The 14,153-nt window shown below is 73.2% G+C and carries 14 protein-coding genes; 3 read left to right on the top strand and 11 right to left on the bottom strand.

The window, feature by feature from the left end; genetic code table 11:
- Positions 1-38 precede the first annotated feature (38 nt).
- The 6 genes from nadC to K228_RS0105075 form a co-directional block, all read right to left on the bottom strand.
- A complete protein-coding gene (gene nadC, locus K228_RS0105100) occupies positions 39-935 on the bottom strand; it encodes a carboxylating nicotinate-nucleotide diphosphorylase (protein ID WP_025617442.1) in 897 nt (298 codons plus the stop codon).
- Positions 932-2,650 (bottom strand): L-aspartate oxidase, encoded by a 1,719-nt coding sequence (locus K228_RS0105095; RefSeq protein ID WP_025617441.1) that lies wholly within the window; start codon positions 2,648-2,650, stop codon positions 932-934. Before K228_RS0105095 ends, nadC begins: the two co-directional genes overlap by 4 nt.
- A 129-nt stretch (positions 2,651-2,779) precedes the next feature.
- Positions 2,780-3,670 carry a septum formation family protein gene (locus K228_RS0105090; protein WP_025617440.1) on the bottom strand — a complete coding sequence of 297 codons (891 nt, stop codon included), beginning with the start codon at positions 3,668-3,670 and terminating at the stop codon, positions 2,780-2,782.
- Positions 3,671-3,837: 167 nt separating this feature from the next.
- Complete coding sequence (gene panD / locus K228_RS0105085) at positions 3,838-4,266, bottom strand: aspartate 1-decarboxylase (RefSeq protein WP_025617439.1); 429 nt, start codon at positions 4,264-4,266, stop codon at positions 3,838-3,840.
- A 23-nt stretch (positions 4,267-4,289) separates the two neighbouring features.
- Positions 4,290-5,138, bottom strand: a complete 849-nt coding sequence (panC, locus tag K228_RS0105080) for a pantoate--beta-alanine ligase (protein WP_025617438.1) — start codon at positions 5,136-5,138, stop codon at positions 4,290-4,292.
- On the bottom strand, positions 5,135-6,076 hold the full coding sequence (locus K228_RS0105075; RefSeq protein ID WP_025617437.1) for a Rossmann-like and DUF2520 domain-containing protein: 942 nt from the start codon (positions 6,074-6,076) through the stop codon (positions 5,135-5,137). The genes panC and K228_RS0105075 overlap by 4 nt, the downstream gene beginning before the upstream one ends.
- 178 nt (positions 6,077-6,254) lie before the next feature.
- On the opposite strand from K228_RS0105075, the gene K228_RS0105070 reads away from it, so the two are divergent.
- Together K228_RS0105070 and K228_RS0105065 are read left to right on the top strand one after the other, a co-directional pair.
- The gene (locus K228_RS0105070) at positions 6,255-7,271 is read left to right on the top strand and encodes an SAM-dependent methyltransferase (RefSeq protein ID WP_025617436.1); all 1,017 of its coding nucleotides are present in this window, start codon (positions 6,255-6,257) and stop codon (positions 7,269-7,271) included.
- Entirely contained in the window at positions 7,268-8,434 is a 1,167-nt protein-coding gene (locus tag K228_RS0105065; protein WP_188116167.1) for an NADH-quinone oxidoreductase subunit D, read from the top strand. Before K228_RS0105070 ends, K228_RS0105065 begins: the two co-directional genes overlap by 4 nt.
- A 31-nt stretch (positions 8,435-8,465) precedes the next feature.
- On the opposite strand, the gene K228_RS0105060 is transcribed toward K228_RS0105065, so the two are convergent.
- The 4 genes from K228_RS0105060 to K228_RS0105045 form a co-directional block, all read right to left on the bottom strand.
- Positions 8,466-10,088: a hypothetical protein gene (locus K228_RS0105060; RefSeq protein ID WP_025617434.1), complete on the bottom strand. Its 1,623-nt coding sequence runs from the start codon at positions 10,086-10,088 to the stop codon at positions 8,466-8,468.
- A gap of 68 nt (positions 10,089-10,156) precedes the next feature.
- Positions 10,157-11,161: a glycine betaine ABC transporter substrate-binding protein gene (locus tag K228_RS0105055; protein ID WP_025617433.1), complete on the bottom strand. Its 1,005-nt coding sequence runs from the start codon at positions 11,159-11,161 to the stop codon at positions 10,157-10,159.
- Positions 11,162-11,353: 192 nt separating this feature from the next.
- The gene (locus K228_RS0105050) at positions 11,354-12,088 is read right to left on the bottom strand and encodes an ABC transporter permease (RefSeq protein ID WP_033776536.1); all 735 of its coding nucleotides are present in this window, start codon (positions 12,086-12,088) and stop codon (positions 11,354-11,356) included.
- Positions 12,085-12,774, bottom strand: coding sequence for an ABC transporter permease (locus tag K228_RS0105045; RefSeq protein WP_018745207.1), 690 nt, complete (start codon positions 12,772-12,774; stop codon positions 12,085-12,087). The genes K228_RS0105050 and K228_RS0105045 overlap by 4 nt, the downstream gene beginning before the upstream one ends.
- 2 nt (positions 12,775-12,776) lie before the next feature.
- On the opposite strand from K228_RS0105045, the gene K228_RS0105040 reads away from it, so the two are divergent.
- The gene (locus K228_RS0105040; protein ID WP_025617431.1) at positions 12,777-13,832 is read left to right on the top strand and encodes an ABC transporter ATP-binding protein; all 1,056 of its coding nucleotides are present in this window, start codon (positions 12,777-12,779) and stop codon (positions 13,830-13,832) included.
- Here K228_RS0105040 and K228_RS0105035 read toward each other — a convergent pair.
- Positions 13,810-14,115, bottom strand: a complete 306-nt coding sequence (locus K228_RS0105035) for a hypothetical protein (protein WP_025617430.1) — start codon at positions 14,113-14,115, stop codon at positions 13,810-13,812. The two genes, K228_RS0105040 and K228_RS0105035, sit on opposite strands and share 23 nt — an antisense overlap.
- Positions 14,116-14,153 lie beyond the last annotated feature (38 nt).

Below are 14,153 nucleotides of genomic sequence, written 5' to 3'. Positions count from 1 at the left end.
CCCACCCCGAGGGCCACCCCGACCAGCGACCGGCGCCCTCACTCCGCCCGCAGGTCCAGCGCGATGTCCAGAATCGACGACGAGTGGGTGAGCGCGCCAACCGACAGGAAGTCCACCCCGGTAGCCGCCACCTCGGCCGCCACGGCCAGCGTCAGCCCCCCGGTCGCCTCCAACTCGGCCCGTTCCCCGACCGCGCTCACCACCTCCCGCAGCGACTCCACCCCCATGTTGTCGACCAGCAGGAAGTCGGCGCCCGCCTCCACCGCCTCCACCGCCTCGGCGAGGGTGTCCACCTCCACCTGCACAGCCACGCTTGGGAACGCCGCCCGGACCCGCCGGAAGGCCGCGGCCACCCCACCCGCCGCCAGCTTGTGGTTGTCCTTGACCATCGCCGCGTCGTACAGGCCCATCCGCTTGTTGGTGCCGCCTCCGGCGCGGACCGCGTACTTCTCCAGCGCCCGCAGGCCCGGGGTGGTCTTCCGGGTGTCCAGCACCATCGCCTTCGTGCCGGCCAACGCGTCGGCCCAGGCCCGGGTGTGGGTGGCGACGCCGGACATTCGGGAAATCAGGTTCAGCGCGGTGCGCTCGGCGGTGAGCAGCAGCCGGGTCGGGCCGTTCACCGTGGCCAGCACGTCGCCGCGGGCCACCCGCTGCCCGTCGTGGGCGACGAGCGACACCGCCAGCGCACGGCCAGCTCCGGTCACCTCGCCCACCAGCTCGAACACCGCCGCGGCCACCGGCAACCCGGCGACCACCCCGTCGGCGCGCGCGACCACGTCCGCCGTGTCAACCTGGCTGTCGGGGATCGTGGCGACACTGGTCACGTCGAGGAACTCCGGCCCCAGGTCCTCCCGGAGCGCGTCGGTGACCACCCGTCGTACGTGCTCCGGGTCCAGCCCCGCCGCCCGCAACAAGCCCTCGGTCTCTCCAGTCACGTTTCCTCCCCACGCTCAGTACCCCCGAGCCCCTGCCACCAAGGTGTCAGCCGGCCCTGTGGGTCAAGGGCGCCGACCAGGTGACCACGCCACCGCTCGTCGGCCACCGGAAAGTCCTCCCGCCAGTGGCAACCCCGGGTCTCCTGCCGCGCGGTGGCGGCAGCCACCAGCACTGTAGCCACCGTCAGCAGGTTCGTCGCCTCCCAGTCCGCGGTGCGGGGAACCCCCTCGGCGGCACCGAGCTCGACCAGGGCAGCCGCCGTGTCGGCCAGGGTCGCCGCCGACCGGAGCACGCCCGCGCCCCGCGTCATCGCCCGTTGCAGGGCGGGAACCCCGGCGACGGGGAGCACCCGACCCGCACCCCCCACCCAGGCACCGGTCGACGCCGGGCGCAACTGCTCCGGCAGACCGGTCGCCAGATCGACCGCGATCCGGCGAGAGAAGACCAGCCCCTCCAGCAACGAGTTGCTGGCCAGCCGGTTCGCGCCGTGCACACCGGTGCAGGCGACCTCACCGCAGGCGTACAGGCCGGGGATGGAGGTACGGCCGTGCAGGTCGGTACGGACGCCGCCGGAGGCGTAGTGCGCCGCCGGGGCCACCGGAATCAGGTCGGTCGCCGGGTCGACGCCGATGGTGAGGCAGGACGCCACAATGGTGGGAAAGCGACGGGCAAGGAACGCACCGCCGAGGTGCCGGGCGTCGAGAAAGACATGGTCCGAGCCGGTGGCCAGCAGCACCCGGTGGATGCCCTTCGCGACCACGTCCCGGGGGGCCAGCTCCGCCAGCTCGTGCTGCCCGACCATGAACCGCTTGCCCTCAGCGTCCACCAGCTGGGCGCCCTCGCCCCGCAGCGCCTCGGAGACCAGCGGCTGCTGGGCGTGCTGGGTCCCGGAACCCCGGGCGGACGGCGGGACGATCAGCGCGGTCGGATGGAACTGGACGAACTCCACGTCGGTGACGGCGGCACCGGCCCGCAGGGCGAGGGCCACCCCGTCGCCGGTGGAGACCGCGGGATTGGTCGTGGCCCCGAAGACCTGACCCATTCCCCCGGTCGCGAGCACCACCGCGCGCCCCAGGATCGCCCCGACGCCGTCCTCGCTGCCCTCACCGAGCACGTGCAGGGTTACCCCACAGGCGGGGCCGAGCCCGTCCGGACCATTACCGGGGGCCCGGAGCAGGTCCAGCACCAGGGCGTGCTCGACGAGCCGGATCCATGGATCCCGGCGAACGGCGGCGTGTAGTGCCCGCTGCACCTCCGCACCGGTGGCGTCGCCACCCGCATGCACGATCCGGTCCGCTCGGTGCCCGCCCTCCCGGGTGAGCATGAGCGAGCCATCCGGGTTGCGATCGAACTCCGCGCCGATCCGCATCAACTCCCGCAGCCGGGTGGGCCCCTCCTCGACGAGGACCCGGACGGCCGCCGGATCGCTGAGGCCGACCCCGGCGATCTCGGTGTCCGAGGCGTGGGCCGCGGGGGTGTCGTGCGGATCGAGCACCGCGGCGATGCCGCCCTGCGCCCAGCGCGTCGAGCCCTCCTCAATGTCGACCTTGGAGACCACCGTGACGTGCAGGCCCACCTCCCGCAGATGGAGCGCGGCGGTCAGCCCGGCGACACCGGAGCCGACGACGATCACGTCGGTCGTCTCCACCCACCCGGGCGCGGGCGCCGCCAGCAGACGGGGCAGAGCCGGCCAGTCACCGGTCGGTAGGTCCATCCCCACAGTCAACCCGAACAACGCACGTCGGAGGCGGCGGGGGCGAGACGAGTGGTTTGGGCAACGCCGCACCCGACCGGGCCGCTCCGCCCTCCGACCACGCCGAAGGAGAGCGCCGCGAGCTCCTCGTCACCGGTTCCGGACCGGCAACCGGGCCGGGCCGGCCCCCTGCAGCGACCCGGTCACCTGGCGGTCGCTGAGCCACAGGTAGCAGCGGACCCCCCGATCGCCGACCCCCCACCGGTCGGCGCTGGGTGGACGGACCACCACATCGACCCGCAGCCGAAGCGCCGGGTCGTCGGGCACTTCCACGAAGCGCGCGATCTCGCTGCGGCAACCGGCGTAGAGCGGCGCCCAGTCCGCGTCCGCGGTGGGGTACGGGCGGTCCGGCGCCCGCCACACGCCGACGAACTCCGCATCGTGCCGGCTGCGGCAGTCCACGGGGCGCAGGGTACCCACCCCGCCGCCCCGATCCGGGCCACTCTGCTGGCAACCGAGCCGCAACGGTGACCCACCGGCGAGCACGCCACGCAGGCTGCCGGTGCGCAGGACCACCTCGGCACCCGCCTCAGCGGTGGTGACCTCGGTGAGGTCGCAGCGGTACCAACGGGAACCAGCGGCCCAGCCCGAAGGGGACGGGACCGCCACCCAGGGCCGCAGCCGCCCGGTCCGCCAGTCGGCCCCCACGTACGTGCTGGTGCGGGTGTCACAGTCGGCGAACGCGCCCCGCAGGTCGGCCGAGCCGGCGGCCGGTGGGCCCGACTGCCCCGCCGCGAAGGTGCCCACGTGCACGGTCTCGACCCGGTGCGGGGCTGTGCACTCCACCGGCTGGTATGCCGCCAGGGTCACCTGGGCGGTGGGGTCGGCCACCTGGCAGACCCCCGCCTCGGGGGTGAACGGACCGGCGGCGGGCAGCGCCCCCCAGTCGTCGGTCAGGTCACCGTCGGTCGGCCCGGCACAACCGGCCAGCAGCGCCGCCACAGCGACCGCGCTCGCGCCCATCCCGACCCGATATCCCACGGCGCCTCCCGGAGTCGACGCCCCGCCTGCCGACGAGTCCACCCAGGGTAGCCAACAATGCCCGGCTGATAACAGCTCCTTTTGGCGTGGTTCCGGTGGGCGGGCGCAGTGCGGCTGGGCAGGAGGCCGGTGCCGTCCACCGGGGGAGACAGGCGGGCGCGGCCCGGTCAGGCCGGCGAGTCCGCCAACGGGTTGGGGACCGGCGCCCCCGCCGTCCCGGGCGCCGCCGTGGCCGCGTCCGCGGTCAGGTCGACGATCCGGTTGCCCGAATCGACGTGCACGATCCGCGGCTGGTAGGTACGCGCCTGCGCGTCCTCCAACTGTCCGTAGGCGATGAGGATGACCAGATCACCCGGGTGGACCAGGTGGGCGGCGGCGCCGTTGATGCCGATCACGCCGCTGCCTCGCTGCCCCGGGATCACATAGGTCTCCAACCGGGCGCCGTTGGTGACGTCCACAATCGCCACCTGCTCGCCCGGGAGCAGGTCGGCGGCGTCCAGCAGATCCTGGTCCACCGTGACCGAGCCGACGTAGTGCAGGTCGGCCTGGGTGACCGTGGCCCGGTGAATCTTCGACTTGAGCATGGTGCGCAGCATCGGGCGCCTTTCGTGAGGGTGGGTCAGATTCGTGGGGCGAGCTGGACCGACACGTTGTCGATCAGACGGGTGGTACCGACCCAGGCGGCGGCGAGCAGCCGCGCCGGGCCGGTAACCGGCCCCGGCTCCAGTTCCGGATCGGTGAGCACCAGGTAGTCCAGTTCGACGCCGGGCGGGCCGGCGCCGAAAGCGGCGTGCGCGGCGGCCAGCACCGCGCCCGCGTCCGCGCCCCCGGCGGCAGCGGCTACCCCCGCCTGCAACGCCCCCGGCAGGCTCAGCGCAGCCGCCCGTCCGTCGGGCGACAGGTAGCGGTTACGGCTGGACAGGGCCAGCCCGTCCGACTCCCGGACCGTCGGCACGCCGACGATCTCCACCGGCACCTCCAGGTCGCGCACCATCCGGCGGACCAAGGTCAGCTGTTGGTAGTCCTTCTCGCCGAAGAACGCCTGGTCCGGCCGGGTGAGCTGAAGCAGCTTCAGCACCACGGTCAACACCCCGTGGAAGAAGCCCGGGCGGCTCTGCCCCTCCAGCTCCTCGCCGAGCTGGCCCGGGTTGACCCAGATCCGAGGCTGTCCCTGCGGATAGAGCTCCGGTGCGGCTGGCGCGAAGACCACCGCCGCGCCGGCCCGGCGGCAGATCTCCAGGTCTTCGTCGAGGGTGCGCGGGTAGCGGTTGAAGTCCTCGTCCGGCCCGAACTGGAGCGGGTTCACGAAGATCGTGACCACGACGTTGTCGGCCTGCTCCCGGGCCGCCCGCAGCAGGGTCTCGTGCCCGGAGTGCAGGGCGCCCATGGTCATCACGACGCCCACGGTGCCGGTCAACCCGCCCCGCGCCGCTGCGAGCTCGACGCGGGTGTGCACCAGCTCGGTCACGCAGCCACCTCCCGATCCCGCCCACGCAACACGCCCAGCAGCGGCTGCGCATCCGTGGGCCGCAGCCGGCCGGCCGCGACCACTCGATCCACCGTCCGTCGGGCCAACGCCAGGTAGGGGCCCACCGATTCCGGCGCGGTCGCCGCGAGCTGAGTCAGGTGCCGCTCGACCGTGCCGGCGTCACCTCGGGCAATCGGTCCGGTCAGCGCGTCGTCCCCGAGCGCCAGCGCGTTGTCCAGGGCGGCCCGCAGCAGCGGAGTGAGCACCCGCTGCGGCTGGGTCACCCCGGCGTCCCGCAGCCGGTCAGCCGCCTCGTTGACGAGCGTGACCAGGTGGTTTGCACCGTGCACGAGGGCCGCGTGGTAGAGCGGTCGGTCCGCCTCGGCGACCCACTCCGGTACGCCGTTGAGGTCGGCGACCAGCCGGGTGGCGAACGGGCGCAGCTGCGCCGGGGCGGTCAACCCGTACGAGATACCGGGCAGCCGGGTGAGATCGTCCGGCGTACCGGTGAAGGTCATCGCGGGGTGCAGGGCCAGCGGGGTGGCACCGGCCCCGACGACCGGCGCCAGCACCGCCAGGCCGTGCGCGCCGGAGGTGTGCGCGACCACCTGCCCCGGACGCAGCGCCCCGGCTTCGGCGAGGCCGGCGACGACCCCCGCGAGCGCGTCATCCGGCACCGCCACCAGCAGGAGGTCGGCGGCGGCGCGAGCTACCGCGGCGGCCGGCCGCCGCGGCACGTCGGTCAGGAGCAGCGCCATCCGGGCCTGTGAGGCGGAAGAGCCCCCGGCCGCGGCGACGACCCGGTGCCCGGCGGCGGCGAGAGCGGCGGCCAGGACGGCACCGACCCGACCAACGCCGACCACGCCGACGGTCAGGGAACGGGAGGCGGGAGCGTCAACCACCGGATCGGCGGGACGCGGAGACAGCGAAGCGCTCATAGCGATGATCCAGTCCTCGGAGGGGTACCGGTCGTTGGCAAGTATGCGCCGCGGCGCCGGAACCGGGACAGGGAGGTGTGAAAACGTTCACCACCGGGGTCAGGGAACACCCGTTCGCCACCGAAGGCGAACGAGCGGGGCCGCTCCGCGACCGGGCGGCCCACCGAAGGAGGAGCTGATGTCGATCCGCTGGCGGGACGCGATGGAACAGGCGCTGTACGGGCCGGACGGCTTCTTCGTCTCCGGTGCCGGACCGGCCGACCACTTCCGGACCAGCGTGCACGCCTCCCCGGCGTTCGCGGCGGCCCTGCACCGGCTGATCGCCACCGTTGACGCCGCCCTGGAGCACCCAACTCCACTCACAGTTGTCGATGTCGGAGCGGGGCGGGGCGAGCTACTGCGCACCCTCCACGCCAGCATCGCCGGGGCCACCGACACGTCCCTCGCGCACCGGCTACGCCTCACCGCCGTCGAACGCGCGCCGCGCCCCGCGGACCTGCCCGCGGAGATCACCTGGACGCACGAGATCCCCGCGGGCGTCACCGGCCTCCTGCTGGCCACCGAGTGGCTCGACAACGTCCCGCTGGACCTGGCCGTGGCCACCCCGGCGGGCTGGCGGTACCTCCTGGTGGACCCCGCCACGGGCGAGGAGACCGTCGGCAGCCCGGTCAGCCCGGAGGACGCCGACTGGTTGGCCCGGTGGTGGTCGCCGCCGGCCGACGACGACCCGGGCACCCGCGCCGAGATCGGTCAGACCCGCGACGACGCCTGGGGGAATGCCCTCGGGCGACTCGACCGGGGGCTGGCGGTCACCGTGGACTACGGGCACCTCCGGGAAACCCGACCGCCCGCCGGAACCCTGACCGGCTACCGGAACGGGCGACAGGTCCCGCCGGTACCCGACGGGTCGTGCGATGTCACCGCGCACCTCGCCGTGGATTCGGTCGCCGCCGCCGGTGCACAGGTCGCGCAGGTCCCGTACACCCTGGTGGCACAGCGGACGGCGCTGCGGGCACTCGGCGCCGACGGCCGCCGCCCACCGCTGGAGCGAGCCAGCACCGACCCCGCGGGATACCTCCGGGCCCTCTCCGCGGCGTCGGCGGTGGCCGAGCTGATCGACCCGGCGGGCCTCGGCGGGCACTGGTGGCTCCTCCAGCCGGCCGGCGTCACCCTCGACCCACTCGTGGCACCATGACAGGCATGACCACGGACGCCGATCTCCGCGAACTGACCGTCGGCACCGGCGCCGGTGGGGAACAACTCGGCACGGACATGGTGCTCAACATCGGTCCGCAGCACCCCTCGACGCACGGCGTACTCCGGCTGCGGCTGGTGCTCGACGGCGAACGGGTGGTGAGCGCCGAACCGGTCGTCGGCTACATGCACCGGGGCGCGGAGAAGCTCTTCGAGGTCCGCGACTACCGGCAGATCATCGTGCTGGCGAACCGGCACGACTGGCTCTCGGCGTTCGCCAACGAACTCGGCGTGGTGCTCGCCGTGGAGCGGTTGCTGGGGATGGAGGTTCCGGAGCGGGCCACCTGGCTCCGGATGGCGCTCGCCGAGCTGAACCGGGTCCTCAACCACCTGATGTTCCTCGGCTCGTACCCGCTGGAGATCGGGGCGATCACCCCGATGTTCTACGCCTTCCGGGAACGGGAGACGCTCCAGGCGGTGCTCGAGGAGGTCTCCGGCGGGCGGATCCACTACATGTTCAACCGGGTCGGTGGGCTCAAGGAGGAGGTGCCGGCCGGCTGGACCGGGCGGGCCCGGGCGGCGATCGGCGAGGTCTGGCGGAGCCTGCCCGACCTGGACAACCTGATCCGGCGCAACGAGATCTTCCTGGCCCGTACCGTCGGTGTGGGGGTGCTCTCGGCGGCCCAGGCCGCCGCGTTCGGCGCCTCCGGACCGGTCGCCCGCGCCTCCGGCCTCGACCTCGACCTACGCCGGGACGAGCCGTACCTGGCGTACGACCAGCTCGACGTTCCGGTGGTGACCCGCACCGCCGGTGACTGCCACTCCCGCTTCGAGGTGCTGCTCGACCAGGTGTACGTCTCGCTCGACCTCGCCGAGCAGTGCCTGGACCGGGTGGACCGGCTCACCGGCCCAATCAACACTCGGCTACCGAAGGTGCTCAAGGCGCCCGAGGGGCACACCTACGCCTGGACCGAGAACCCGCTCGGCATCAACGGGTACTACCTGGTTTCCCGGGGTGAGAAGACGCCGTGGCGGCTCAAGCTCCGCACCGCGTCGTACGCCAACGTGCAGGCGCTGGCCACCCTCCTGCCCGGCTGCCTGGTGCCGGACCTGGTCGCCATCCTCGGCTCGATGTTCTTCGTGGTCGGCGACATCGACAAATGAGCGGGCCAGCCGCGCCCGTTCGGCGTAGCCGTCAACGCCACCGGTTGTCGCCGCGGCCATACCGGCCCGGCTCCGGCTGACGCTGGGGCTCGGACTGCCACCGAGGCTCCGGCTGACGCTGCGGCTCGGACTGCCACCGAGGCTCCGGCTGACGCTGCGGCTCGGATTGCCAACGGGGCTCGGGCTGACGTTGCCGGGGCGGCCCCCACTCGGCGGACGCCGGGGGCAGCGCGGGTCGTTCCGCCGGTTCGGACGACCACCCGCCCCCGCCAGCGTCGGCGTGGCCGCGTCCGGGCTCATCCCGACGGACCGCGGCCCACCGCTGGTCCACCCGGTATTCGGCACCGTCCCGATCCGTGCGCACCTGCGCCCGCTGCTCGCCCAGCCGCAGCTCGTGCCCCCGCTCGTCCTCGTGGACAGTGGCCCAGCGGTTTCCGGCCCGCAGCTGCGACCAGTAGTCGCCCTCCACGTCGCCGCCCGCCGCAAGCTCCCCGCCATGCTGGTTGACGCCGCCGCGATCAGACCACTCACCGCCCCAGCCCCGGCCGTCGGGATGGTTGGCCCAGCCCTGGTCATCCCACTGTGCTCCAGCCCGGGGTACCTCCGGCGGCTCGCCCAACCCATGATCCTCACGCGCCCACCCGCCCCGCTCCGACCACGACTGGTCAACGGAGTCGTCGGCACCCGGCCAGGAGCGGCGCTCCCGGTCCCGGGTCCCGGCCTCGGCCCCGGGCCAAGAGCGGCGCTCCCCGTCCTCGGCCCACGAGGGTGCGTCCGGGCCGGACGGCCACCGTCGGTCGTAGTCGCCGGCGGGATCGCCGGAGCGGCTCCGGCCGCCATCGACCACGGTGTGCCGGGTGACGTGCACCGTCTCGGTATGCCGCACCACGCCGCGCAGGGGGGCGGCGTGCCGACCGTCCGGCTCCGGCGACCAGGCACCACCGTCAGCGCCGCCATAGGTGCCGGCGGTGGCGCCATAGGTGCCGTCAGCGCCGCCATGGGAACCAGCGGCCCGCTCGGTGCCAGGCTGACCGGCGAAGCGGTCGCCGGCCGCATGCTCTCCGGCCGAGGGGCGGAACGCGGCGTACGCCCCAGCCACCCCGGCCGTCCCGGCGGCCCCGGCGGCAGAGTGGCCGCTAGCGGAGTGCGCCCGGGGCGGGGGGTCACTCGCGCGGCTCCGGTCGCCCTCGTGGTCACCCCGGTGGTCGGCATCCGGAACGGCCGCCCGCCCGGCCGGCGCGTCAACCGGGACCCGCGCCCGCGGCGCACCTCCGGTCTCGGCCGGTGCGGCAGGACCGGCGTCAAGGCGGCGGCCGAGCGCAACAACCGCCTCCTGGGTGCGCTGCGTCTGGTCGAGCGCCTGATTGCCCCGTTGGGCCGCAGCCACAATCTCCCCGTGCAGCTCATGGCGAAGCCGTTCGATCTCGCCCTGCAGCTCCCCGACTCGGGCGCCGCCATCGGGGCGCAGCGCGATCGACAGGCCGATCAGCACGACCGCCAGGATGGCCAGTACGGCGGCGACCCGTAACAGCCCGTTGCTGTCGGCGATGAGCAAGACCAGGGCCGCCACCGGGGCGCACGCCACGCCGACCCGGAACAGTGCCGTGGACAACCGAGGTTTACGCGTGTCATCGGTCACGACCGGGACGGACATGGCTGTGCAGCCTACCGAGAGTTGCGCCGCGTGGGAACGCCAACGCAGCTCGCCCTGATACGGCGGGTTCAGCCGGCGGTGAGGGCTCCGTCGGAGGAGAACACCAGACCCACGCTGACCTCACCGGTCCGCAGCGCGTTCTTCGTCTGCGGACCGCCGGCGTCGAGCGAGCTGAACGACCCGGCCCGGAAGTCATAGACCTCGACCAGCCCGGCCTGGCACTTCGGCCGCTGCGGGCACTCCGGCGGACCGGCCAGGACGGTCTCCTGACCAGAGCACTTCTCGGCCAGCTCGGAGAGCGTCCGCACGCCGTGCTGGTCGGCGAAGGCACTCGTGACGGCGAAGGCGTTCTGGTTCTGGGCCGCGGCCGGCGCGCCGAGGGCCAGGTTGACCTCCGCGCCGAGCGCCTTCAGCGCGGTGACCGTCTCGTCCAGGTTCGGCGAGGAGACCGGCTGGGCGTCCTCGCCGTTCGCCTTGGTGTTGAGGAACTCCGCCAGGGTGGCCGCGTACTCGGGGAAGACCTGGATCTCGCCCTTCTCCAGGGCGGGCTCGTAGAGTTCGCGGCTGCCGACCTGCTGCACCTCGGCCTGGTAGCCGGCGGCGGCCAGCACGATCTTGTACAGCTCGGCGAGGGTCTGGCTCTCGCTGAAGTTGGCGGCGCCAATCTTGATCGTGCCGCCGGGCCCCTTCGCGAGGCCGGCGGTGAGGTCGTGGGCGGTGGCGAACTCGGCCGCCGCGACCGCGGGCGTCTTGCGGTCATCGTCAACGGCCTTGTTGAGCTGGACCAGCTTCGGCGTGTCCAGCGCCGCGGAGACCTGGTCCAGGGCGGCGATGAGCGGCGGGGTCGCGACGTCGGCGTTGACCGCGGGGATGATGTTGTCGCTGTTCTGCAACGCCTTGTCGTCGGTCAGCACGACCAGCTCGTCGCCGGCTACGGGGACGCATCCCTCCCCCGTGGCCGCCGTCTCGGGCGCGTCCGTGCCCGACGAACCAGCCTCGCCGCAGCCGGTCAAGAGCCCGGCCGTGGTCAGGACGCCGACAGCGCCGATCGCCAAACGTGTGCGTGCGTGCATGTCTGCCCGCCTTCCGTGTCCCGGCACGGCTCCTGAGCCGGCCGCGTGTCCGACGGGCGATCGGTGCCGCCCGCGCTCCCACCCAACATCCTCACGCCGGGTACGACAAATTCCGGTCGGACTTCGTCACCGGATCGTCACCCAGCACCGGCGCGACTGCCCGGGCCAGCCGATACGCCCCCGCGAACCCGGTCAGGCGCCGCTGACCGCGTCGGCCGCACGACGTCCCGCCCGCCGGCCCCGGTTGCGCAGCGGTCGCGGGGTCACCAGCCGCTCGACCAGCGCCAACACCAGCTCCACCAGCATGGCGAGCCCCGCCACCAGTAGCCCACCGGCGAGGATCTGCCCGCCCCCGGCGGCGATGTCCAGGCCGAACCCGGCCCGGATGATCTGCCCCAGGCCGCCCCCGTTGACGAAGGAGGCCAGCGCGGCGGTGGCCACGACCTGCACCGCCGCGGTGCGAAACCCCGCCGCCAGGTACGGCACGGCGAGCGGCAGCTCGACCCGGCGCAGCAGCTGCCAGCCGGAGAAGCCCATCCCCCGGGCCGCGTCCCGGGCCTCCGGATCCACCTCACGCACCCCGGTGTACGCGTTGGCCAGCAGCGGCGGGATCGCGAAGACCGCCAGCGCCACCACCACCGCGGGGCGACCGAACCCGAGGAAGGTCAACGGCAGGATGGTCAGCAGGGCCAACGTCGGCACGGCCAGCGTCAGGTTGGCCACCAGCACGACCAGCCCGCCACCGCGCCCGCTGTGCCCGAGCCAGAGCCCGATCGGCCACGCGACCAGGCAGCCCAGGAGCACCGCCGCCGCGGAGATGGCGAGATGTTCGCCGACCCGGTCCAGGATGCCGCCGGGATTGGTCCAGTTCAGCGGGTCGTTGAGCCAGACCACCGCCGCCTCGATCGGCCCCGCCGCCGCGGTCATGCCGCGCTCCGGCGACGCAGCCACGGGGTGAGCAGCCGCCCGGCACCGGCCAGGGCGAGGTCGAACACCAGGGCGAGCAGGACGCAGAGCAGCGTACCGGTCATGATCTGCGCCTTGTAGAAGTTGTTCTGGAAGCCGGCGAAGATCAACTGGCCGAGCCCGCCCCGCCCCACGACCACCCCCACGGTGACCAGCGCCACCGTTGAGACCGTCGCCAGGCGCAGCCCGGTGAGGATGCCCGGTAGGGCCAACGGCAAATCGATCCGGAACAACCGCCCCCAGCGGCCGTACCCCATGCCCTCCGCTGCTTCCCGCACCTCGGGCGGCACCTGGGTGAGCCCGGCGAGCGCGTTGCGGACGATCACCAACAGCGCGTAGAGCACCACCACGGTGAGCACGGTCACCGCCCCGATCCCCAGGTACGGCGCGAGGAAGGCGAACAACGCCAGCGACGGGATGGTGTACAGCACACCGGTGACCGCCAGGATGGGCCCGGCCAGAGCGCGGAACCAGTACGCGGCCACGGCCAGCGGCACCGCGATCAGCACCGCGATCAGCACCGCCCGCACGGTAAGCGAGGTGTGCTCGCGCAGCGCGGTGAGGATCGTGTCAGAGTTGTCCCGCACGTACTGCCAGGAAAACCACGGGTTACCCGGGTCGGCCCGGTAGCTCAAGCGGAAGGACATGTGTGGACGTTACCCCGCGGGGATCCGCCGCCGACGAGGCGCGTGCGGCCTCGATCTCCCTTGACAAGATCGGCAAGCGCTACCCGGATGGCACCGAGGCGGTCCACGAACTGACCCTGGAGGTCGCCGCCGGCGAGCTGGTGGTGCTGATCGGCCCCTCCGGCTGCGGCAAGTCGACCGTGCTCCGGATGGTGAACCGCCTCATCGAGCCGACCGGCGGCCGAATCCTGCTCGATGGGGCAGACGTCACGCGGGTTGACCCGGTACGGCTGCGCCGCCGCATCGGCTACGTGATCCAGAACGTCGGCCTCTTCCCGCACCAGACCATCAGCGCGAACGTCGCCACCGTGCCGCAGCTGCTCGGCTGGCCCCGAGACCGCCGCCGGCAGCGAGTCAACGAGCTGTTGGAGCTGGTCGGTCTGGACCCGGCCCAATTCGGCCCCCGCTACCCGCACGAACTCTCCGGCGGTCAGCGGCAGCGGGTGGGGGTGGCCCGGGCACTCGCCGCGGACCCGGTGGTCCTGCTGATGGACGAGCCCTTCTCCGCGGTCGACCCGATCGTCCGAACCCGGCTCCAGGAGGAGTTCCTGCGGTTGCAGGCCGAGGTCTGCAAGACCATCGTGCTGGTGACGCACGACCTCGACGAGGCGGTTCGGCTGGGCGACCGGATCGCGGTGCTCTCCGAGGGCGGCCGCCTGGAGCAGTTCGACACCCCGGCCGCCGTGCTTGGCGCGCCGGCCACCCCGTTCGTCCGGGAATTCGTCGGTGCCGACCGGGGCATCCGACGTCTGGCCGTCACCCCGGTCACCCGAGAGACGGTCGAGCCGGTCTCCGCCACCCCGATCTCCGCCGGGCTCCCCACGGTGCCGCTCGGGGCATCGGCGTACGACGCGCTGGGGGTTCTGTTGACCTCTACGGCGGACCAGGTGGTGGTGACCGACCAGGAGCAGCCCGTGGGTGTCCTCACCCGATCCCGTCTGCTCGACCTGGGCCACCCCGACAACCAGCGCCGGCTGCCCGCTCCCAACGGGGCAGTCACCCCCGCAGATAGTCGATGAAGGCCGCCCGCAACAGCGGCGCCGACTCCTCGTAGCCGTGGCCGGTCAGCTCCCGCCACAGCGCCACCGCCTCGTCGATCGTCGGCCCGACCGAGTTCGGCGCGCCATCCAGGGCGGCGGCCTCGTCGGCGTTCGGCAGGTGCCGCAGAACCGACCAGAAGAAACGCACGTCACGGCGCTCCCGCGCCATCGCGAACGCCTGCTTACGTAGCTCCTCGGTGGGGAGTGCGTCCAACTCCTCGAACGACCGGCCGGCGGGGAAGGTCGAAGGTGTGTCGGTCATGCGGCCGAGCCTAACCGTCCGGCTCCCCACCGACCTGC

This window comes from Salinispora cortesiana, assembly GCF_000484695.1.
Taxonomy (GTDB): Bacteria; Actinomycetota; Actinomycetes; order Mycobacteriales; family Micromonosporaceae; genus Micromonospora; species Micromonospora cortesiana.
This window is presented reverse-complemented; position numbering and strand designations above follow the sequence as displayed.